Origin of the sequence: Streptomyces sp. NPDC001852 (assembly GCF_042891825.1) — a bacterium.
In the GTDB taxonomy this organism is placed as follows: Bacteria; Actinomycetota; Actinomycetes; order Streptomycetales; family Streptomycetaceae; genus Streptomyces.
The window spans coordinates 14,980-34,441 of sequence record NZ_JBIATN010000040.1; the positions used below are offsets into that span (position 1 = coordinate 14,980).

The 19,462-nt window shown below is 68.2% G+C and carries 20 protein-coding genes and 4 pseudogenes; 14 read left to right on the plus strand and 10 right to left on the minus strand.

Going from position 1 to position 19,462, the window contains the following annotated elements:
• The first annotated feature begins 249 nt into the window (after positions 1-249).
• The 4 genes from ACFYZB_RS41455 to ACFYZB_RS41470 all read left to right on the plus strand — a co-directional run bounded on the left by ACFYZB_RS41455 (position 250) and on the right by ACFYZB_RS41470 (position 3,293).
• Complete coding sequence (locus tag ACFYZB_RS41455; protein ID WP_351215153.1) at positions 250-1,326, plus strand: alpha/beta hydrolase; 1,077 nt, start codon at positions 250-252, stop codon at positions 1,324-1,326.
• A gap of 244 nt (positions 1,327-1,570) precedes the next feature.
• Positions 1,571-1,825, plus strand: coding sequence for a Sec-independent protein translocase subunit TatA (gene tatA / locus ACFYZB_RS41460; protein WP_388767075.1), 255 nt, complete (start codon positions 1,571-1,573; stop codon positions 1,823-1,825).
• 114 nt (positions 1,826-1,939) lie between these two features.
• Positions 1,940-2,866: a twin-arginine translocase subunit TatC gene (gene tatC / locus ACFYZB_RS41465; protein ID WP_388767076.1), complete on the plus strand. Its 927-nt coding sequence runs from the start codon at positions 1,940-1,942 to the stop codon at positions 2,864-2,866.
• A gap of 4 nt (positions 2,867-2,870) precedes the next feature.
• Positions 2,871-3,293 (plus strand): sec-independent translocase, encoded by a 423-nt coding sequence (locus ACFYZB_RS41470; protein WP_388767104.1) that lies wholly within the window; start codon positions 2,871-2,873, stop codon positions 3,291-3,293.
• A 77-nt stretch (positions 3,294-3,370) separates the two neighbouring features.
• Here the strand turns inward: ACFYZB_RS41470 and ACFYZB_RS41475 are convergent.
• Positions 3,371-3,460 (minus strand): annotated as a pseudogene (locus ACFYZB_RS41475) (MarR family transcriptional regulator); the annotation flags it as partial.
• Here ACFYZB_RS41475 and ACFYZB_RS41480 point away from each other — a divergent pair.
• From ACFYZB_RS41480 to ACFYZB_RS41490, 3 genes and pseudogenes are all read left to right on the plus strand, one after another.
• Positions 3,458-3,795: pseudogene (locus tag ACFYZB_RS41480) on the plus strand (enoyl-CoA hydratase/isomerase family protein); the annotation flags it as partial. The pseudogenes ACFYZB_RS41475 and ACFYZB_RS41480 sit on opposite strands and share 3 nt — an antisense overlap.
• A gap of 161 nt (positions 3,796-3,956) precedes the next feature.
• Positions 3,957-5,021: an LLM class flavin-dependent oxidoreductase gene (locus tag ACFYZB_RS41485; RefSeq protein WP_388767077.1), complete on the plus strand. Its 1,065-nt coding sequence runs from the start codon at positions 3,957-3,959 to the stop codon at positions 5,019-5,021.
• A gap of 518 nt (positions 5,022-5,539) precedes the next feature.
• Positions 5,540-6,496 carry a 2-hydroxyacid dehydrogenase gene (locus ACFYZB_RS41490; RefSeq protein WP_351215041.1) on the plus strand — a complete coding sequence of 319 codons (957 nt, stop codon included), beginning with the start codon at positions 5,540-5,542 and terminating at the stop codon, positions 6,494-6,496.
• Positions 6,497-7,003: 507 nt separating this feature from the next.
• Here ACFYZB_RS41490 and ACFYZB_RS41495 read toward each other — a convergent pair.
• Positions 7,004-7,903 carry a cupin domain-containing protein gene (locus ACFYZB_RS41495; RefSeq protein WP_388767078.1) on the minus strand — a complete coding sequence of 300 codons (900 nt, stop codon included), beginning with the start codon at positions 7,901-7,903 and terminating at the stop codon, positions 7,004-7,006.
• 74 nt (positions 7,904-7,977) lie between these two features.
• On the opposite strand from ACFYZB_RS41495, the gene ACFYZB_RS41500 reads away from it, so the two are divergent.
• A complete protein-coding gene (locus ACFYZB_RS41500) occupies positions 7,978-8,820 on the plus strand; it encodes an NAD(P)H-binding protein (RefSeq protein ID WP_351215045.1) in 843 nt (280 codons plus the stop codon).
• Positions 8,821-8,822: 2 nt separating this feature from the next.
• Complete coding sequence (locus tag ACFYZB_RS41505; protein WP_351215047.1) at positions 8,823-9,239, plus strand: VOC family protein; 417 nt, start codon at positions 8,823-8,825, stop codon at positions 9,237-9,239.
• 515 nt (positions 9,240-9,754) lie between these two features.
• Here the strand turns inward: ACFYZB_RS41505 and ACFYZB_RS41510 are convergent.
• Together ACFYZB_RS41510 and ACFYZB_RS41515 are read right to left on the minus strand one after the other, a co-directional pair.
• A complete protein-coding gene (locus ACFYZB_RS41510; RefSeq protein WP_382018842.1) occupies positions 9,755-9,937 on the minus strand; it encodes a hypothetical protein in 183 nt (60 codons plus the stop codon).
• A gap of 12 nt (positions 9,938-9,949) precedes the next feature.
• A complete protein-coding gene (locus ACFYZB_RS41515; protein ID WP_351215049.1) occupies positions 9,950-10,258 on the minus strand; it encodes a putative quinol monooxygenase in 309 nt (102 codons plus the stop codon).
• Positions 10,259-10,675: 417 nt separating this feature from the next.
• On the opposite strand from ACFYZB_RS41515, the pseudogene ACFYZB_RS41520 reads away from it, so the two are divergent.
• Positions 10,676-11,106, plus strand: a pseudogene (locus ACFYZB_RS41520) (transposase family protein); the annotation flags it as partial.
• A gap of 203 nt (positions 11,107-11,309) precedes the next feature.
• Here the strand turns inward: ACFYZB_RS41520 and ACFYZB_RS41525 are convergent.
• The 3 genes and pseudogenes from ACFYZB_RS41525 to ACFYZB_RS41535 all read right to left on the minus strand — a co-directional run.
• Entirely contained in the window at positions 11,310-11,504 is a 195-nt protein-coding gene (locus tag ACFYZB_RS41525) for a hypothetical protein (RefSeq protein WP_388767079.1), read from the minus strand.
• Positions 11,505-11,939: 435 nt separating this feature from the next.
• Positions 11,940-12,995: an SDR family oxidoreductase gene (locus ACFYZB_RS41530; protein WP_388767105.1), complete on the minus strand. Its 1,056-nt coding sequence runs from the start codon at positions 12,993-12,995 to the stop codon at positions 11,940-11,942.
• Positions 12,996-13,055: 60 nt separating this feature from the next.
• Positions 13,056-13,292: pseudogene (locus ACFYZB_RS41535) on the minus strand (transposase); the annotation flags it as partial.
• A 274-nt stretch (positions 13,293-13,566) separates the two neighbouring features.
• On the opposite strand from ACFYZB_RS41535, the gene ACFYZB_RS41540 reads away from it, so the two are divergent.
• Both ACFYZB_RS41540 and ACFYZB_RS41545 read left to right on the plus strand, forming a co-directional pair.
• Positions 13,567-14,157 (plus strand): TetR/AcrR family transcriptional regulator, encoded by a 591-nt coding sequence (locus ACFYZB_RS41540; protein WP_351215054.1) that lies wholly within the window; start codon positions 13,567-13,569, stop codon positions 14,155-14,157.
• A gap of 393 nt (positions 14,158-14,550) precedes the next feature.
• Positions 14,551-15,009: a winged helix-turn-helix transcriptional regulator gene (locus tag ACFYZB_RS41545; RefSeq protein WP_388767080.1), complete on the plus strand. Its 459-nt coding sequence runs from the start codon at positions 14,551-14,553 to the stop codon at positions 15,007-15,009.
• Between the two features lie 192 nt (positions 15,010-15,201).
• On the opposite strand, the gene ACFYZB_RS41550 is transcribed toward ACFYZB_RS41545, so the two are convergent.
• From ACFYZB_RS41550 to ACFYZB_RS41560, 3 genes are read right to left on the minus strand one after another with little or no spacing between them, the layout of a single operon-like run.
• Positions 15,202-16,098, minus strand: a complete 897-nt coding sequence (locus tag ACFYZB_RS41550) for a bile acid:sodium symporter family protein (protein ID WP_388767081.1) — start codon at positions 16,096-16,098, stop codon at positions 15,202-15,204.
• A gap of 15 nt (positions 16,099-16,113) precedes the next feature.
• Positions 16,114-16,878 carry an enoyl-CoA hydratase/isomerase family protein gene (locus ACFYZB_RS41555; protein ID WP_351215060.1) on the minus strand — a complete coding sequence of 255 codons (765 nt, stop codon included), beginning with the start codon at positions 16,876-16,878 and terminating at the stop codon, positions 16,114-16,116.
• Positions 16,875-18,071: a CaiB/BaiF CoA transferase family protein gene (locus tag ACFYZB_RS41560; protein ID WP_388767083.1), complete on the minus strand. Its 1,197-nt coding sequence runs from the start codon at positions 18,069-18,071 to the stop codon at positions 16,875-16,877. Before ACFYZB_RS41560 ends, ACFYZB_RS41555 begins: the two co-directional genes overlap by 4 nt.
• A 98-nt stretch (positions 18,072-18,169) precedes the next feature.
• Here ACFYZB_RS41560 and ACFYZB_RS41565 point away from each other — a divergent pair, with 98 nt between their 5' ends.
• Together ACFYZB_RS41565 and ACFYZB_RS41570 are read left to right on the plus strand one after the other, a co-directional pair.
• Positions 18,170-18,946, plus strand: a complete 777-nt coding sequence (locus tag ACFYZB_RS41565) for an IclR family transcriptional regulator (RefSeq protein ID WP_388767084.1) — start codon at positions 18,170-18,172, stop codon at positions 18,944-18,946.
• Positions 18,947-19,177: 231 nt separating this feature from the next.
• Complete coding sequence (locus ACFYZB_RS41570; protein WP_388767085.1) at positions 19,178-19,459, plus strand: hypothetical protein; 282 nt, start codon at positions 19,178-19,180, stop codon at positions 19,457-19,459.
• The last annotated feature ends 3 nt before the right edge of the window (positions 19,460-19,462 follow it).

Genomic DNA, 19,462 nt, shown 5'->3' on the forward strand with positions numbered 1-19,462 from the left:
GCACCAAGCCGTGTGCGCGGATCCGGACGGCGGCCTGCCGGGCCGTGTCCGAGGGCGGAGCCGGTCTCGCGGTACTTGTGGATTCCGCAGATTCGAGCCCGCCTTTTCCAGGCTTTCGCCCGTGGTTCTTTCCATCCTTCCCAGCGCAAACCTCAATGGCCGGACGAACAAAGTGGGCAGGCGTAACTGCCCTTCGGTGTCCCGCCTTTACCTCAACCCGAACAGTCCAGGAGATCTACCGTGTCTGACATGATTCCGTCGCATTCTCGGCGGAAGTTCCTCGCCACGTCGGCCGCAGCGGCGGCTGCAGTGACCGCCGGATCCCTCGGTGTGCTCCACGCCCAGTCGGCCGTAGCAGCCGAAGGAGGAACCGGCCGCGGACCGCTGGCGGGCGCGAGTGCGGAAGGCTTCGGCACCGTCTCCCAGGCGCCGCACCTGCCCGCAGGGTTCACCGAGACGTTCACCAGCCGGTTCGTCCACGCCAATGGATTGCGCCAGCACGTGGTCGTCGGCGGCAGCGGGCCGGCGCTGCTGCTCGTGCACGGCTGGCCCGAGACCTGGTACGCCTGGCGCCTGCTCATGCCCACGCTGGCCAAGGACTTCACCGTCATCGCCGTCGACCAGCGCGGCATCGGCCTGACCGACAAGCCCCAGGACGGCTACGACACCGCCACCATCGCGGCCGACCTGGCCGCCCTGATGGACGCGCTCGGCCACCAGAAGTTCGCCGTGGCCGGCCACGACACCGGCATGCCGATCGCCTACGCCCTGGCCGCGGACCACCCGGAGCGGGTCGAGCGCCTGGTCGTCGCCGAGGCCCCCCTCCCGGGCATCAGCGTCTCGCCGCCGGCCTTCGGCCCCGAGTGGCTCAACGACCGGATCTGGCACATCGGCTTCAACCGGCTCGCCACGATAAACGAACTGCTCGTCAGGGGACGGGAAGACATCTTCTTCGGCTTCGAGTTCGACATCAACGCCGTGAAGAAGCTGCCCGACTACGCCGTCGACTACTACATCAGCACCCTTGCCTCCGACCGGGACGCGCTGCGCGGCAGCTTCAGCTTCTACCGCGCGTTCGACACCACGCTCGCGCAGAACGTGCAACGCCAGAAGGCCGGCCTGCTGACCATGCCCGTCCTGGCGATCGGCGGAGCGGCAAGCGTCGGTGACGGGGCCGGGGTCACCATGAAGGCCGCCGCGCACGACGTGCAGACCGTGGTCATCCCCGACACCGGTCACTGGGTCGCCGAAGAGGCGCCCGAGCAGATGCTGGCGGCCCTGACCTCGTTCCTGGCCCCCTACCGCGCAGCGCACACCGCCGCCTAGCGGTAGCCGCCGGTTCGCACCCTTTGCGCATGCGCCCGCCCGGTGGGGCCGGGCCGAGCGGAGTCCCCCCAAGTCGGCCCCACCGACCGCGGGCACGGCTCCGGCCCGGGCACCTCGGACATCCACGTCGCCTCCGCAGGCGACGATGACCACGTGCCCGGGTCGGGGAACCCGGTCGGCGTCCCGCCCGGCGAGAGTCGATACGCCAACCCATCTCAGATACAACCGACTTGGAGAGTGAACCATGCTGGAAAACCGCACCCTGGAAATCATCATCATCGCCGCCGCCGTCGTGCTGCTGCTCTTCGGAGCCAAGCGCCTCCCTGACGCCGCGCGAGGGCTGGGCAAGTCCCTGCGCATCTTCAAATCCGAAGTCAGCGCGATGAAGACCGACTCAGCGCAGGCGACAACCGCCGCCCCGAGGAGTGTTGCCGCCGGCCCCATCAAGGACGTCACCGGCCATCCCGTCACCGAATCGGCATCGATCACCCAGTCCTGAGCACCCAGCTCCCCAACGGCCCACCGCGCAGAGACCAACACCCCTATGGTGAACGAAACTCAGCACGCGGGATCACCCACGTCCGCACGGTCGCGGAAGGCTCCGAAGGGGGTCATGCCGCTCGCCGAGCACCTTCGTGAACTGCGGAACCGTCTCCTGGTCTCGATGCTCGCTCTGGCGATCGCCACCGTCGTCGGCTGGCTGTTCCACGGCTGGTTGCTCGACCAACTTACCGGCCCGGCCTGCCACATCACCCACGTCCACGGGGTTGGCCGGCCGACCAAGCAGTGCCCCGACGGCCTGCTGGTCAACACCGGTCTTCTTTCCCCGCTCTCCCTCAGCTTCAAAGTCTCGATCACAGCCGGGCTCGTCCTGGCCAGCCCGGTGTGGAGCTACCAACTCTGGGCCTTCATCGCCCCGGGGCTGTACAAGAAGGAGAAGCGGTACGGTCTCGGCTTCACCTTCGCCGCCGTGCCCCTCTTCTGTGGCGGCGGCTACCTCGCCTACGTGATCTTTCCCAAGGCAGTGCAGATCCTGGCGAGCTTCAACCCCGCGGATTTCTCCCTGTCCCTGCCCGGAGACGAGTTCCTCGGCTTTTTCCTGCGCATGGTGTTCGTCTTCGGCCTCTCCTTCGAACTGCCGCTGCTGCTGGTGCTGCTGAACTCCCTGGGTGTCGTCAGCGCAGCCAGACTGCGCAGCTGGTGGCGTCCGACGGTCTTCGTGATCTTCGTCTTCTCGGCGGTCGTCATCCCAACCGGCGATCCACTCACCATGACCGCCCTGGCCGTCCCCCTCTGCCTGCTCTACTCCCTCGCCCTGGCCGTCGCCACCCTCCACGACCGTACGAAGAAACGACGCCACGCCGAGGATCCCGACAGCCACCTCGACGACGAGGCCTCCTCACCCGACCTCACCACCACCCCCTTGGAATTCCCCGAACCGGTAGACGTCTCTCATCCCGCACACGCGCAACCGACGGTCACCACCCAGCTGAATCTCCCACCGCACGTCCCGGATCACCGCCCACCCGAGGAGCAGTAGGGTGATATTCAATATTGGCCCGCTCGAAATCGCCTCACTCGTCGTTATCGGTCTGATCCTCTTCGGCCCCGACAAACTCCCGAAGATGATCAGCGAGGCCGGGGGATTCATCCGCAAGGTTCGTGAGTTCTCCGACAGCACCAAGCACGAGATCCGTAATGAACTGGGCCCCGAATTCCAGGACTTCGAGTTCCAAGATCTGAACCCCAAGGCCTTCGTCCGTAAGCAACTGTCCCGCCACGGCGACGAACTCGGCCTCTCTGAGATGCAGGAACTGCGCAACGACCTGACAAAGGACGCGCTCGCTGCCACACCGACGCTGCGAGCCGCCCACGTCGATCCACACAGCGGTAGCACCGGCAGGCCTCTCGAGGTCACACCACCGGCCGCTGGAGAGCCGACGCCGTACGACCGTGATATGACGTGAGCTCGACGCCGCACACGCCCCGTTACCTATCTCGTGGCCCCGCAACGGGGCGCCTGGCCCCCGGGTCCGGTATGGCTGTCACAGGTGTCGCCACACCGCTCGACCAGCCCCCGTTCGGTCAGCTGCTTGAGCCGCTTGGTGACGGCGGCCCTCGAGGAGAAGGTCTGCCCATCCTGCTGCACCGGCTGGCGGCCGACCCCGCAGTGCGGGTGCTGGTGCTGACCGGCGACGGCGACACGTTCTGCTCGGGGGCGACATTGCCGGACTGGCCGCGAGCGACGCCCGCGAAGACCAGGACAGCGACACGAGCGTCAACGGGAATGGGGCGCTTGTGGCGGCCGTCGCCGCCGACGAGGCCCTCGCCGCCTTCCCCAAGCCGGCCCTCGCCGCAGCCCGCGGCTACTGCGTGGACGGCGGCTGCCAGTTGGCCGCCGCCTGCGACCGGCGACACGCGGCCCGGGACGCGCGCTTCGGGGTGACCCCGGCCCGGCTCGGCATCGTGTCATTGGGCACAGGGGAGATCGGACGCTCTGCAGCGACGCCAGCGGTCACTTGCACGTCCACGGAACTGCCACGCCCCTCGCGTCGGCCTCTGAGACGCCGCCAGGTGCCCGAAGCGACTGCGTGGCGGCATCACCACATCGTTCAAGGACAGGAGTACTCATGGAAGTCAGTCAGCACCGACCGGACGACGCACACTCGCTGCGCAAGACCGGGCAGCCGTCATCGGCAGCCGGACTTCTGCCGCCGTTGTCCGTCCTCGACTTGGCGTTGACACAAGAGGGCGCCAGTGCCCGCGACGCCCTGGCAGCGGTGGTCTCGACCGCGCGGCGGGCCAGTGAGCTCGGATTTCGCCGGGCGTGGGTGGCCGAGCATCACAGGTATCGGTCCGTCGGCAGTGTTGCGCCCTCTGTAGTGTCGTCCCATCTCGCGTCCTCCACCTCCGGGGTCAGGGTTGGCTCGGGTGGGGTCCTGCTGACGAACCACGCTCCGCTCGCCGTCGCCGAGCAGTTCACCACGCTGGCGGCGCTCCACCCCGGTCGCATCGACCTGGGCATCGGCCGCGGTCCCGGGACGAACGACATCGACACCATCCGCGCGCTGCGTCGCGGAGCCGATCGGGCCACTGACGACGAGTACCGTGCCGACCTCATCGAACTGCTGGGACACCTTGCCGACGCGGATGCCCGGCGAGTGCTGCCGGGGGCCGACGCGCTTCCCGAGCCGTGGCTGCTGTCATCGAGCGTTGCCGGTTCCGAGCTCGCCGCCGAGCTCGGGTTGCCGCTCGCCTTCGCTCATCACATTCGACCGGACAACACGCTGGAGGCGCTGGGCCGTTACCGGGAGCGGTTTCAGGCTTCACGGTGGTGCGAGCGACCGCGAGTGCTGGTGAGCGTGGAAACCCTCTGCGCCACGACCGACGCCGACCTCGCCCGTCTCGGCCGCCCAGCGATGCTTGTCATGGCTGCGGCCCTGGAGGGCCGTGGCGCAGAGGCGCCGCTCCTTTCTCCGGCGAAAGCCGCGACAGAGCCCCTCAGCCCGGCGCTGGAGGAGCGGCTCGGACAGATGCGGGCCACTCAGGCGTATGGGCCCCCTGAAGAAGTGCATCGACGGCTGTCGGCCGTGGCGTCACAAACCGGGGCAGACGAACTGATGCTGTCGACTCCCGTCTACGATCCGGATGACCGGTTGCACTCGCTTTCCCTGGTTGCTGCCACAAACGCCTGAAGACCCCGGAACACCCACACCGCGAGGCGGTCGGCCCGCCCGACATGAGGGCGCGAGCGGTACGACGCACTGCACATGGGGGGCGAACCCGCGTTGTCGAGGACATCTGATCTCCGCACCGGGCCGCACGCCCTTACGACACCGAACTCGACGTCACCGGATGCGCCTCACCAGCCGTCCCCGCCTGTTCCGGGACGAGAGCGGCACGCTTGGGGCCCCGCGCTGTTGGCTTCTCCACGCGAACCATGGGCAGGGCGGTCGCTGAGGTCACGTGAGCCGGTAGGGCGGACGGTTGGGGGCCCGGACGGCTGGCGCCGGTCGGTACGGTTGCTGTACTTCGCTGCTGTACTGCCACGGCCCGGAGACCGCCCCGGCTGCGCAGCCGGGTTCGCCCGCAGGCACCGACCTGGTAACGGGCTGACCTCGCGCGGCCGGCCGAGGACGGCGGGAACCGTGTCGAGGAGCCCCATAGTCCCCAGAGCAGGTTGATGCCCGGGACCGGCGTAGTCTCGTGTGCCATGGCACCCATGGGGAACCCCGCCTCCGCGGCTGCGGGCATCACCGTCTGGCTTCCGATTCCGCTCGCCGACATCCCCGGTCTGCCCGAAGGACCGACGTACGTCCACTGGGACGGCGAGGACATATTCCCCGCCGATCCAGTCGCCGTCGACTTCTACGTCCCGCCGTACTGGAAGGGTCCCGAGGTCGCCACGCGCCCGCTGCGACACGGCGCCCGGCCGCGTGTCGTGCAGACGCTCACCGCCGGAATCGACCACGTGCGCGACCACGTACCTCCTGGCACCGTGTTGTGCAACGCGCGCGGCGTGCACAACGCGAGCGTTGCGGAGCTGGCGCTGACCCTCACCCTCGCCTCGCTGCGGGACATCCCGCACTTCGTCCACGGCCAGGAAATCGAGCAGTGGCGTGCCGGTGTCTACTCCGCGCTCGCCGATCGCACCGTGCTGATCGTCGGCTATGGGGCGATCGGCAGGGCGATCGAGGACCGGCTCACGCCGTTCGAGTGCGACGTGCTGAGGGTCGCCCGAACCGCCCGAAGTGCGCCCCTGGGCCCCGTTCACGCCCTTGCGGACCTACCCGACCTGCTCCCACGGGCCGACGTGGTGATCCTGGCCACGCCCCTCACCGACGCCACCGTCGGCCTCGTCGACGCCGCCTTCCTGGCGCGTATGGGCGACGGCACCCTGCTGGTGAACATCGCGCGCGGCCGCGTCGTGGACACCAATGCGCTGCTCGCCGAGCTGGAGGCCAAACGACTACGCGCGGCGCTCGACGTCACCGACCCCGAGCCGCTGCCCGTGGGCCACCCGCTGTGGCACGCTCCGGGAGTGCTCATCAGCCCCCATGTGGGCAACAAGACCTCTGCCTTCCTGCCGCGGGTCAAGCGCCTGCTGCGCTCCCAGCTCGGCCGCTTCGTCGCCGGAGAGCCGCTGGAGAACGTCGTGACGGACGATTGAAGCGCAGGCGACTGGTACCGCTGAATTGCCGTGTACGAGGTGTGGGTGGTCCCGCGCGGATATTGCACCGACACGCTGCTGTGACGGCCCAGGCATCCGGTCGCTGCTGGATCACGCCCTTGCTTGGGTCGCCGAGGGGGACGCTCTCCACCGGCCAGATCTCGCTGGGCGTGGCCCAGAGGGGCTCTGTCGCCTCCCTGATCCGCTGGTTCGAGCCGGCCAGGTGCACCTGGAAGTCCTCTGAGGTCAGCCAGCGCTCGACTATGAAGACGTCCTCGCCCTCGGTGTGCATCCGATTGGATTCGCGGCGCCGCGAGGCCCCGGAAAGTCCGGGTTCATTGGACGCCCGCGGCACCTGTCATCATTCGTTTGCTGACACTTCGAGTGTCCTCGTTCCTGCCGGATCGGGCCGTGCGGGTGCTCGGCACCTTTTTGGCCACGCCGGCGGACGTGCCGATGGGGGTGGTGGACTTCATCGACGAGGGCTCTCGGGTAGAGGCCTTCAGCTCATCCAGAAACTTCCTGTCGCCAACGACCGGGTGGTATTCCCACGTGGCGACGGAACGTCGCGGCGAAGGCGTTCGGTGAGCTGTATCCCGTACGGCGGGCGATCTGCTCCAAGGTGAGTTCGCCTGCCATCAGGTATTCGCGGGCCAGGGTCAAGCGCCAGTCCGTCAGGTACTGCATCGGCGTCTGCCCGAGCGCACGTTCGAAGTTGCGGGCGAACGACGGGCGCGACATTGCACTCAGGTTGGCCAGTTCCGGCACGGTCCAGCTACGTGCGGGCTCTTCGTGCATTGCTTGGAGTGCTCGCCCCAGTCGTGGGTCCTGGGCGGCGCGGTACCAGCTCGGCGCGTCGGAGCTGTCCTGGTAGGAGGCTCGCATGACCAGGACGAGCAGCACGTCGAGCAGTCGGTCGAGCACGGTCTGCTGGCCAGGGGCCGACTGCGTGAGTTCGCTTGAGATGAGGGAGACCACGCCGTGCAAGTGATCGTGTGCGGATGGCCGAATCACCAGCATCGGAGGCAGTGCCCGGATGAGGCTTTGGCCCACGTCGCCGGCAAGTCGGTAGGCGCCGCACAAGAAGACAGCGGCGTGGGGAGCGTCAGGATCCTCGTCGGCGCCTGCCGCCCAGAACTGCTCGTGGGTCACGCACCTGTCCGGGCTCGGCTCATCTGCGAGGTGATGATCGCGACCACCCACGACGACCGCCAGGTCACCTGGCAGTAGGCGTTCGGCTTCGGCCGGATGGTCGAGCCACACCCATGCATGGCCGCGCACCACGGTGTGGAGCGACAGCTGGATGGACCCGGGCAGCGTCAGCCCCCAGGGTGGACGGACGACCGAGCGTGCGAAAACCGCACCGGCCGCGCGCGCCCTCACGAGATAGTCGTGCAATATGTCCACAGAGTGAGCGTATCACGTTGCATTTCGAGCGTAATAAGCATTGCATAGCTCATTCTCCGCCATAGGCTGGATGCATGAGTGAGCAAACTTCAACAGTTCTTGTCCTGGGCGCGACTGGCAAGACCGGCTCTCGCGTGGCCGCGGACCTCATAAGCCGAGGGGTGTCGGTCCGCAGGGCCGCACGGTCCAGTGCCGACGTCGCCTTCGACTGGAGCGACCGCGACACCTACGCCCCCGCGCTCAAGGGGGTCGATCGCGTCTACCTGGTCGCCCCGGTCGACCGGCTCGACTTTGCCGAGGACGTCTCGGTGTTCCTCGACGAGGCCGAGGCTGCCGCGGTGCAGCACGTGACGTTCCTGAGCGCCTATGGGATGGAGCACGCGCCGGCTGAGGTCTCAACCCGCAGCGTTGAACTCGACCTGCTGGGTCGCCAGCGGCTGGGTCACACCATCCTGCGTCCTGCGTGGTTCATGCAGAACTTCAGCGAGGCCTTCTGCAAGCCGATCAACGGCGCGATCTTGGTGCCCACCGGCGACGGATCCGAGGCGTTCATCGACGCCGATGACATCGCGGCCGTGGCCGCGACCACGCTCGCTGACCCCGCCTCGCACGCGGGCGCGGCGTACAGCCTGACCGGCCCGCAGTCGCTGACCGTCTCCGAGGCTGCCTCCATCATCAGCGAGGTGACCGGTCAGACCATCGCGCATCACGAGCTGGACCGCGAGGTCTGGATTGCCGGCGCGATCGCGAAGGGATTCCCAGCCGAGTTCGCCGCCCTGCTCCGGCAGCTCACCGAGACGGTGGCGTCCGGCAACGGGTCCCGTCCCAACGGCATGGTCGAGCAGGTCACCGGTACACCGGCGCGCATGTTCCGCGACTTTGCCCATAAGAACGCCGCAGCCTGGAAAGAAGCCTAGAAATGATTGACCACGTCTACATCTCCGTATCGGACGTCGAGAAGTCGCGGGACTTCTACCTCGCCGCTCTTGGGCCCCTCGGCTGGAGAGAGTTCGGGAGCTTCGACGCCTCGTCCGCCCCCGAGGGTGTCCCAGACCTCCTTGGCATCGGCGACGCCACCTACGTGGCCGGCGGCCTCGGATCGAGCATCTGGCTGCGCCAGCGCAAGCCGGGCGAGACGGGCTTGTACGTCGGCATCGTGTGCGACAGCAACGAAGCCGTTGACGCCGCTTACGCCGCCGCGATCACCGCCGGCGGCATCGACGAGGGCGCACCGGCGGACCGGACCTACTTCGCCCCCGGCTACTACGCCGCCAACGTCGCCGACTTCGACGGCAACCGCCTCGAGTTCGTGCATAAGGCCTGGAACGAAAAGTAGTGCTGAACGAGGCGGTCTCTCTGGACTGAGCACCGCGTTGGCCGACGCGGCGGGCCGCAGGCCACGTAGGGGTCGCCCTGCTTGGCCTGCGGCCGGTTCCCGCCTCGCCCTGCGGGCTCAGGACGCGCATCAGGCACTGGAGGATGTTCATGAACAGGACAAGCATCTCTTGTCGTCGCGCCGGTTCGAGGCGATCTCTCCGCCCTTGCCGTAGGCGATCACGCGGTTGGCGCCGTGATCCGGGCAACCGTCGGAGGCGGCGTGACGTTCTTGGAGACCTCGTCGAGAGCGTGCAGGCTGCACGCGAGCGCGAGCAAGGTGCCTTGGCACTCGTCCTGCGCGAGGTCGGTGGCATCGATGCTGGTACAGCGACCGTGCTGTTCAGTGGGCCTGGTGTGGGTCCTTCGGTGCTCAGGCAGCCGTGCCGAAGCCGGAGGCGGCCGGTTCCTGTTCGCGGAGCTGGGTGAAGTCGACGTCGAGCTCGGTGGGCGTACGCCTCCGGCTGGATGCCGAGTTCATGGGTGCTGTACTCGCCGAAGCGGCGGATGCTGCCGCCGGAAAAAGACCGCGTCGTACGCTGCCGCCTCGCCGGGCTCGGCGAGACCGACCTCCACCAAGTAGTCGCCCAGCTTCTCCTCGACGTCCTCCCACAGCAGGAGCTGCTCGCTCCAGTCGGCGTACTCCTCGGAGCCAGCCACCGTCGGCGGTCGCTAGGGGATCACGCCCTTGCCGGGGTCGCCGAGGGGGACGCTTTCCACCGGCCAGATCTCGCTGGGGGCGGTCAGTAGGGGTTTTGTCGCGTCCCTGATCCGCTGGAGATTCGAACTGGCCAGGTGCGCCTGGAAGTCCTCGGGGGTGAGCCAGTGCTCGACGATGAAGACGTCCTTGCCATCGGTGTGGAGTGCGAAGAGCCGGCATCCCGGTTCCTGATGGACCAGCGGGGCGAGCTCGCGGTACACGTCAAGCACCTCTTGGGTCTTGCCCGGCGCGGGGATCAGGCGGGCGATGACGACGGGCATACGTGCACAACCTCCCGGGACGGTCTCCCGCGCCGTGAACGTGGGAGTCGGGGTGAAGCCGCACTCTCATGATGCACCGCACCGGCCGCCACGCCACCGGTGGCAGCACGGTAGCGCTCCACAGTTGTTGGCGCCGCCAGCAGCCTTGATCAGTTCTGCTGGAAGTGACGAGCCAGGTCTCCGATGCGGGCGTCTTCTCCGGCGCACCCCTGTGACCTGCGGTGACGTTTTCAAGCCTCTGTCGTCATCCGTAGCCTCTGTCGTCATCCGTCATCGCTGATCGGGCTGGGACGGCCCAGCAGCGGCCCGGGTGGCAGGTGTCACCGTCTCCGGGCCGCTCCCGGGGAGGTGCAGCCCCTGGATGGCCGGTGTCCTCGGCGGACGTAAGTGCCTCGAACTGCCGGTGGGAGATGTTCATCGCACCAGCGTGGGCTGGTCGGCCTGGTCCACCTGCGCGGGCTCGACACCCTCGCGCAGACTGCCGCGGGCTTCGGCACATCGGCACCGCCCACGCTTACGTGACCGCGGTGATCAACCTGCTCGCCGACCGCGTGCCCGGCCTGCTGCGCGTCCTGCGCGAGGCCGACCCCGACCACGTTCTGCCCGACGGCGCCCTGGCGGAGTGGGACCGGGTGGGCGACGGCCCGGTCGAGCACTCCCACAAACAGCGCCGGCACCGCGTGAACGTGGAGCTCGTCACCGATCCGCATGGCCGACTGCGGTGGGATCTCATCCGCACTGCCCGGTCGCGCGTGGCCTGTCCGCAGTCCGCACCCACCGGATCAATCCGGACCTGCGAGTGCCAGGGCGTTCCGGTCCTCGCCGACCGTGCCTACGTGGGACTCGGAGCCGTGCATGACGACACCCCCGTGCAGTCCAAATCGGATGTCGTCGATCTCCGCGGTCGGCCTCACCTTGGAGCGGCAGCGCTGAAAGAGCTCGGTGGTCAGGCTGGGGCGGCGATCACGCAGCAGTCCGTGGCACACCGTCAGGTGACAGGCGGACCGCAGGCCGTTGATCGGCTGACGGACACAGCCTGAGGAGCCCTGGTTCACAGGCCCAGGTCGACGGCCAGGCAGGAGAAGGACATCCACGATCCTTCGGGGTCGTAGGCATACCTGGCCGGGTCTTTCGACGTGGCCGCTTTCTCCTCGACCATGTCCTCGTAACGGATGCGCTCGGGCAACTTGCCGAACCTTGCGTGACGTGCCGCCGCAGCGCTGTCCAAGGTCTCCCGACTTCCCACAGTCAATCTCCGCTCAGTCGGCGGGGCGGGCCGTATCGCCCGGTGTCTCTGGATCACACTCTCTGCCTCACTTGTCAAACCCGTAACGCAACGGTGACTGGCCGGGACCGTGACGTGTCCCAACGGCCGCCGGACGGAGACTCCGCGTGCCAACCGGGCCGGCCCAGCGCAACATCCTGATCGAGGCGAGGCCCGGCAGTCGTAGCACACCCAAGGCTCCTGCGGACCCCAGCTGTTCGACACATGGAAGGCTGTGCCGAGCCGGGCGACCACCTCGCGTACATCGGGATGGATCGGTGCCCTTGAAGCCCACCGGTGACCATCCGTGTCGTGCGGCAAGTGGCCGGGCGCTGCTGATGACGTGTTGTTGCAGGGATCGGCCGGCGAAGCCGCCGTGCGACGGGTGTCATAGGTCGCTCATGAGTGCGCCGTCCGTCACCGGGGCGAATACAGCGCGGCGATGTCGTTGGGCAGCGCGGACTTGATCCGGCGGCCGAATTCGTCGACGAGTACTTCCTCCCTGCCTTCGAGGAGTCCCTTGATCGCGGCTCGCGCGACTTCCTCGGGACTGATCTTGGGCTGGTCGACACCGGCGGACAGGTCGGTGTCGACATACCCGACGTGCACACCGATCACGCGGGTGCCCTGCGCACGCAGGGCCAGCCGCATGGCGTTGGACAGCGACCACTGCGCTGCCTTGCTCGCTGCATATCCGGGCGCCTGGTCCAGGGCCAGCCAGGATGCAGCGGACAGCATGTTGATGACGGCACCGCCGCCGTTGTGGGACAGCGCCGGAGCGAAGGCCTGGGTCACAGCCCAGGTGCCGAGGTAGTTGACCTCCATCTCGCGCCTGGCGTCGGCCAGTGACGCGGTGAGCACCGGCGCCGCGAGGGCGGTTCCGGCGTTGTTGACCAGGATCGAGAGGTCCCCGATCGCCTCGACCGCCGTGGCGATGGTGGCCGGGTCCGTGACGTCCAATTGGATCGGCACCACCCCACGGTCGGTGATCAGTTCGGGGCGGCGTGCGGCGGCGTAGACCGTGGCGCCGTGCTCGGCGAGCTCTCGGGCGAACGCCTGGCCGATCCCGCGGTTGGCGCCCGTCACCAGGGCGGTCTTGCCGTGAATCTGCATGTCTATGTCCCATCCATTCGGTGTCGCACGCGGGCCGAGGTCTGGCGGCGGCGGTAGCCATTCCAGCTGACTTGTATTATTAAAGTCAAGGGGTCCTCCCGCGGGTCGGCGTCCTTCGTCACGGGCTTCGGGCGCCCTTGCCGGCGGGGCGGGCGACGGTGCGACACGCGGGCCCGTCGCTGCGGAGTTCTGCACCCCGGATGTGCGGCGTTGTTGCCTGACGGAATGGACCGCCAGGGACAGCGCTCCGACGGCGAGGAAGGTCATCCCCTCCCAGACCATCACCGTCCAGCCGTGAGCTCCGAAAAGCGCCAGGCCGACGCTGGGGCCGACCGCGCCGCTGGCGAACAAGGCGAACATGTAGACGGTGTTGAGCCTGGCGCGCAGGGCGGCGGGCCCGCTGAAGATCCGGGTCTGGTTGCCTACCAGAAGAGCGGAGGAGACCCCGGCGTCCCGCCGGACGCGAAAGCGCCCGTAGACGGTCGCCCACGGTCCGAACTCGGAGGGCGTCTCGCGCCACTGGGCGCTGGACCGGAACCGCCAGATCACCCCCTCGAACTGCTCCCGCAGCCGCTCGGGGTACGGACCGTACTCGCCTATCGGCAGGTACGGCTCGATTAATTCCCACTGCTCGTCGGTGAGTTGCCTGCGTGTCACACCCAGCGTCCTACCAGGTCCTGTCCCCGCACGGGACCAGAACCCGAGATTGATCGCGACCTCACGCGGGCCCTAGCAGAACGGCTGTGCGGCTGGGGTCGTAGGTCTCGGTCGTGGCGTCTGTCTCCTCAAGTTTGGATGATGAACAACATCCAAAATCAGGATTACCCGCATCATCCTCGAACTCAAATGCCGGCGGCTCGGACACTGCATGTGTATGATGGTCGTCATCCACCTGTCGGCGGCATGCCGCTCCCTGAAAGGAAGACCTGACATGGGGCACTCTCAGAAGGAGAAGGCGGCGTCCCGTGAGCGGGTGCTGCGCATCGCAGCCCGCAAGATCCGCGCGGAAGGTGTCACGCGCCCCGGCATCGCGGAGCTGATGAAGGAGGCGGGGCTGACACACGGCGGCTTCTACAAACACTTCGCCTCCCGGGATGACCTGATCTCCCAGGCTGCGGCCGTAGCCCTGGCCGAGGGCTCGGCGAAAATGGAGAGAGCCGCGCGGAAGAACGAACGAGAGCCGAGGGCCGGTCTCATCGACGCCTACCTCGGGAAACGGCACCGTGACGCGCCGGCCACCGGCTGCGCCCTGGTCACGCTCGGCGCCGCCGCCGGACGCGGTGACCAGCACTTCAAAGAGGCCTACGAGAAGCAGGTCCGCACCTACCTGGACCTGCTCGCCGGTCTCGGCGACGAATCCGAGGAAGCCCGGGCCGAGGCGATGCTCACCCTCAGTGCCCTGGTCGGCGCCACGCTCATGTCCAGGGCCGTGGCCGACAAGGGCCTCTCCGACGAGCTGCTCGCGACAGTGGCCGGCCGACTCAAGAACGGCGGGTCACGGGCCTCGTCCGCTGCTGCCTGACGCGCGAGCCGGTGGGCTTGCCCCGAGGTGCGGCGTCGGTGTCGCGCGCGTCATCGGCGTCGTTCCGCTCCGCGTACCCTCGTACCTGCCGGAGCCCTCAAGTGCCGGGATGTCCCGTCGGTGACGGCAGCGGGCCGGCCCCGGCACCGCGGGGGAGGTGGCCGCCCGCCGTGTGGGTCGTACCCGCTGTGCGGGTGAAGCCGGACCCGTCCTGTCGGCCGTCCTGCCGCCATGCCGGTCGCGGGCGGGCAGTGAGTTCTGGACGCTTGGCGCCCTCTGGATATGGATCTGATACCCAGGTGTACAATTCGTGTACGCCATGCCGTCGCGTGGCATACATGTGGATCCCGCAGAGATGTGGAAGGTGGGGTGGCAGTGCCATCGACGAGGAAGGTGTCCGGTCCCACGGACGATTCGCCGGCCTGCTCCATCGAGCGCAGCCTGCAGGTGCTTGGCGAACGTTGGACACTGCTGGTCCTGCGCGACATATTCGCGGGCAAGCACAGATTCGCCGAAATCCAGTCGTCCCTCGGCATCGCGCCGAACCTGCTCAGCGACAGGCTCAAGCTTCTCAGTGAGGCCGGCGTGTTGCGCACGCGGACGTACCAGGAGCCGGGCAGTCGGCATCGGCAGAGCTACCACCTGACTCCGGCCGGGCAGGAGCTGCAACTCGTGCTGGCGGCTCTCCAGCAGTGGGGTGACCACCACCGCCCTCGCCCGTCGGGACCCTCTTCTCTGCGGCGATTGCGTTCCACCGGTCAGGCCGTGCGGGTGGGGTTCCTCGGTGACGACGGCCGCGAACTGCCCGCCGAGGACGTGACGTTCGTGATGAACACGGGTCCCGGGGCCTGATGGCGTAGGACTTCGTTGCCCAACTCCCCACGGTGACAAAGTGGTGAGGGGCTGTGTCGCGACCGCAGTACGGAGCCTCGTCCTGCAGTAGTTCGCGGTTGCGGCCTGGAAGCGCTGAGGCGAGTGGCGGTGCCTGACACAGGAGAACATCACCGCTGCTGCGGACCATGTCTCCACGACCCTGCGCGGCCGTCAGGTGCTGCTCGCCGGTTCCATCACGGGGAGTGGACGGGTCCGCCGGGCGAGCAGGGAGGCTGCCACCGCCGCGGTGATGAAAGCGACGAGGCTGTAGATCGCGGGTGTCACTGCGGCGGCCGGCATGTTCAGCAACGCGGGGCTCAGGGCGATGGTGACGGCGAGCGCACCGTTGTGGATGCCGATCTCCATCGACGAGGCGACGGCCTGGGGCCGCTCGACGCGGGCCAGGCGGGGAACCCAGTAGCCGATGACCAGGTTCAGGACGCTGAACGCCGCCGTGAGCGGAAGGACGAAGCCGAGGGACTGACCCAGCCGGCCGGCGTTCTGCAGGATCGCACCGACAATCACCACTGCCAGCACGATGAGTGCGACGATCCGTACCGCCTGGCTGAGCGTCCGCGCAAGGCCCGGGCGCAGGTGCCGCAGCGCCATTCCCAGGCCCACCGGCAGTACGACGGTGGCGATCAGCGTGACGACGCCCTGCGGTTGCAGTCCGATGTTGTGGGCGTGGCCGACGTAGTGGCGGGTCACGCCCCACATGACGAGCGGCAGTGTGACGACGGAGATCAGCGAGTTGACCGCGGTGAGGGTGATGTTCAGCGCGATGTCACCGCGGGCGAGGTGGCTGTAGAGGGCCGCGAGCGTTCCGCCGGGTGATGCGGCCAGGAGCAGCATCCCGACCGCGGTGTCGGGGTCGGCTCGGGTCAGAGCAAGCAGCGCCAGACAGAGCGCGGGCATCAGCACCAGCTGGCAGGCCAGTGCCGTGCCCACTGCACGCGGCGCACTGATCACGCGGACGAAGTCGGCCAAGGTGAGAGAAAGGCCCAGACCGAGCATGATGACCGCCAGGGCGGTCGGCAACAGCACGGTGGTCAGGACAGAGCTGTGCAACGTCACTCCTCGGGATCAGTGCCGGTGGTATTCGCCGACCGAGCGGGCGAAGAAGGCACGCAGTGCCTCCTTGTGGTCGTCCTTCGTGAACAACTCGGCCAGTTCGTCGATCTGTCGCCGGTGCGCCTCTTCCCGGCTCATCTCCGGAGCGTCGTTCGCGCAGCGCTTGGTGGCCTCGACCGACAGGGGGGCGCGGGTCGCGATCCGTTCCGCCTTCGCCAGCGCTACGTGCATGAGCGCCTCGGGTGCGCACACCTCGGTGACCAGTCCCCAGGCCGCGGCGCGCTCGGCTTCGTAGCGTTCGCCGGTGAGGAGGATCTCCTTGGCGGGTCCGAGTCCCACGATCCTGGCGAGCCGCCAGAAGTTCGCCATGAGGCCGACGTTGACCCCGGCCGCGACGAAGGACGCCTCGCTCGAGGCGACGCGAATGTCGCAGGCCAGGGCCAGCTCGAATCCGCCGCCGACGGCCGGTCCGTTGACCGCGGCGATCACTGGAGCGCGGAACCTCTCCAGGCCGTCGACGATCCGTTCGAAGTCCGCCAGGAAGTCGGGCAGTTCGGTCCGGCTCATCCGTTGGTCCTGGACCAGGTCCGCGCCGGCGGTGAACACACCCCCGGCCCCGGTGAGGACGACCGCACGAATCTCCGGCTCCTCCTCCAGCCGGTCGATGGCCGCCTTCAGGTGCGCCCGGCTCTCCCAGGTGAGAGTGTTGACGGGCGGGTTGCTGAGTGTGATCACCACAACGTGCGGTGTGTGGTGCCTCAGCTGGACTGCGCTCACTTCTCCTCCTTGGCCACGCCCGCGGCGAGCAGGGCCTCGATCTCGGACCGGCCGAAGCCGGCTTCGGTCAGCACGTCGGTCGTGTGCTCGCCCAGCAGCGGGGCCGGACGATCGATGACGGCCGGAGTGCGGGAGAACTTGACGGGCACGCCGATGTGCTTCACCGGCCCCGCCGCAGGGTGTTCGACCTCGACGAGCATCCGCCTGGCCCGGACCTGGGGGTCGGAGTAGACCTGACCGATGTCGTACACGGGCCCGGCGGGAATGCCGTAGGGCAGGAGGATGTCCATCCACTGCTCGGTGGTGTACTCCAGGAATTTCTTCTGCAGTTGCTCGGTCAGCGACGGGCGGTTGGTCATGCGGGACATCGGATCGGCAAACCGCGGATCCGTCCCCAGCCCCGGACACTCCAAAGCCTCCACGAGGCGTTCCCACATCCGCTGATTGGGTGTGCCGACGGTCAGCCAGCCGTCGGCAGTCCGGAACGCCTCGTAGGGGGCCGCGAGGCGCATCTGCGAGCCGAGCGGGCCGGCTACGTGCCCGGTGGCGAACAGGACGGCGCTCTCCCACACCATCAGGGAGATACCGGCCTCCAGCAGGGATGTGTCCACGTACTGCCCCTCGCCGGTACGCAGACGGTGGACATAGGCGGCGAGCACACCGTTGGCGGCCAGGATCCCCGCGGTGAGGTCACAGATCGGCACGCCCGCCTTGATCAGCGCGCCACCGGGCTCCCCGGTGACGCTCATGATCCCGGACATGCCCTGGGCGACGAGGTCGTACCCGCCCCGGCCGGCCAGTGGGCCGTCCTGGCCGAATCCCGAGATCGAGCAGTAGACCAGGGCGGAGTTCCGTGCGGCGAGGCTGGGATAGTCGCAGCCGAGGCGCTGCATGGCGCCCGGCCTGAAGTTCTCGATGAGGACGTCGACTCCTTCGCTGAGCCTGCGCAGCGCGGCGGCTCCCCGCTCGTCCCGCAAGTCCAGGGCGATCCCGCGCTTGTTCCGGTTCACCGCCATGTATGCCGGCGACTGGCCGCCGGGGAAGTCGGCTCCCCAGCCGCGCAGTTCGTCGCCGGCCGGACGCTCGACTTTGATCACGTCGGCGCCCATGTCGGCGAGGAGCGCCGCGCAATAGGCACCAGCCATCACTTGGCTCACGTCCAGAACCCGCACGCCGTCGAGGGGGCCCGCCATCACATCTCCTGAGGACTTCGCGCTTTGTGCCGCATCGTGGAACAGCTGTGCTACTATGCGGTCCAAACGCTAGGGGAGCGGTCAGGAGGCGTCAACAGATGCGCAGTGTTTTCACGACCTTCACCGTGCTCGAAGCGCTCGCCGAGGCCCAGCCGGTCGGTGTGGGCGCGCTGGCGCGGGAGCTGGATCTGCCCAAGAGCACCGTGCAGCGCAGCCTGACCACGCTGGCCGAGGTGGGGTGGATCCGCCCGCTGGACGGCAGCGGCCACACACGGTGGATACTGACGGCCAGGCCCCTGAAGCTGGCCGGACACGTACTACGCCACGAGCGCATGCTCCGCGAGGCCGCAGCGCCCGCGATGGCGGATCTCGCCCGGCAGACCCGCGAAACGATCCACCTGACGATCGTGGACGGTGACAGCGTGATCCTTCTGGACAAGATCGACAGCACGCACACCGTCCGTAACGTCTCCTGGGTCGGCGGTCGCGCTCCCCTCCACGCGTCGGCCTCCGGACTGGCGATCCTCGCCCACCTTCCGGCAGACGCGATCACCCGCCACCCGCTGACCCCGTACACCGCGCAGACCGTGACGGACGCCGAGGCGCTGCGTGCCACTCTCGCCACGGTCCGCAAGCGCGGTTACGCCATCAACACCGGGATGTGGCGCGACGACGTGAGCGCCGTCGCTGCGGCGATCCTGGATCCGACCGGGGCGCCGGCCGCCTCCCTCAGCATCTCCGTGCCGACCTACCGGCTCTCCGACGAACTCCGCGATCAGTACGGCGTCCTGGTCCGCGACGCCGCCGCGCGCGTGATGTCCCTGTGGGACTGGCAGGACCCCGCAAACAGTCCCATGGCCGAACGGGAAGGCTGAGGCGCGTTCATATTCCGGAACGTATCTCGTCAAAGCCGGCCTGGGCGGGAGAACGGCACGCGACCGCAACCGCGGCCCACTCGTTTCGCCTCGCGTTCCTCGTGACGAACGCCGTCGCCGCCCTGAGCGCGATCCACGGGGTGGCCGGCTCCTCCAGCGAGCACGTGCCGGTCGAGGTTCCGCAAGCCCCGCTGGTGCTCACGCAGCCGACCTCATGGGCTGGCCGAGAAGATGCGGCTCCCCGTAGCAATGATCTGTACGGCCAAGGCGGTCATCGACGAGACGTTCCCCTCCTCCATCGGCGTCTACAGCGGCCGGGCGAGCGAGCTGCACGTGCTCGCAGCGAACGGGACACGCGACTGCCTGCTCTCCATCGGCTACAGGCCGATCAAGGTGACACCGCGCGACTTCACCGCTTCCGTGCCCGCCGACACGATCCGTGCCCCCAGCCACTCGTTTACGGCGGGCCTCGCGTCCCATAGCACCGCGGGCGCCGGACGATACGTGACGTGACGG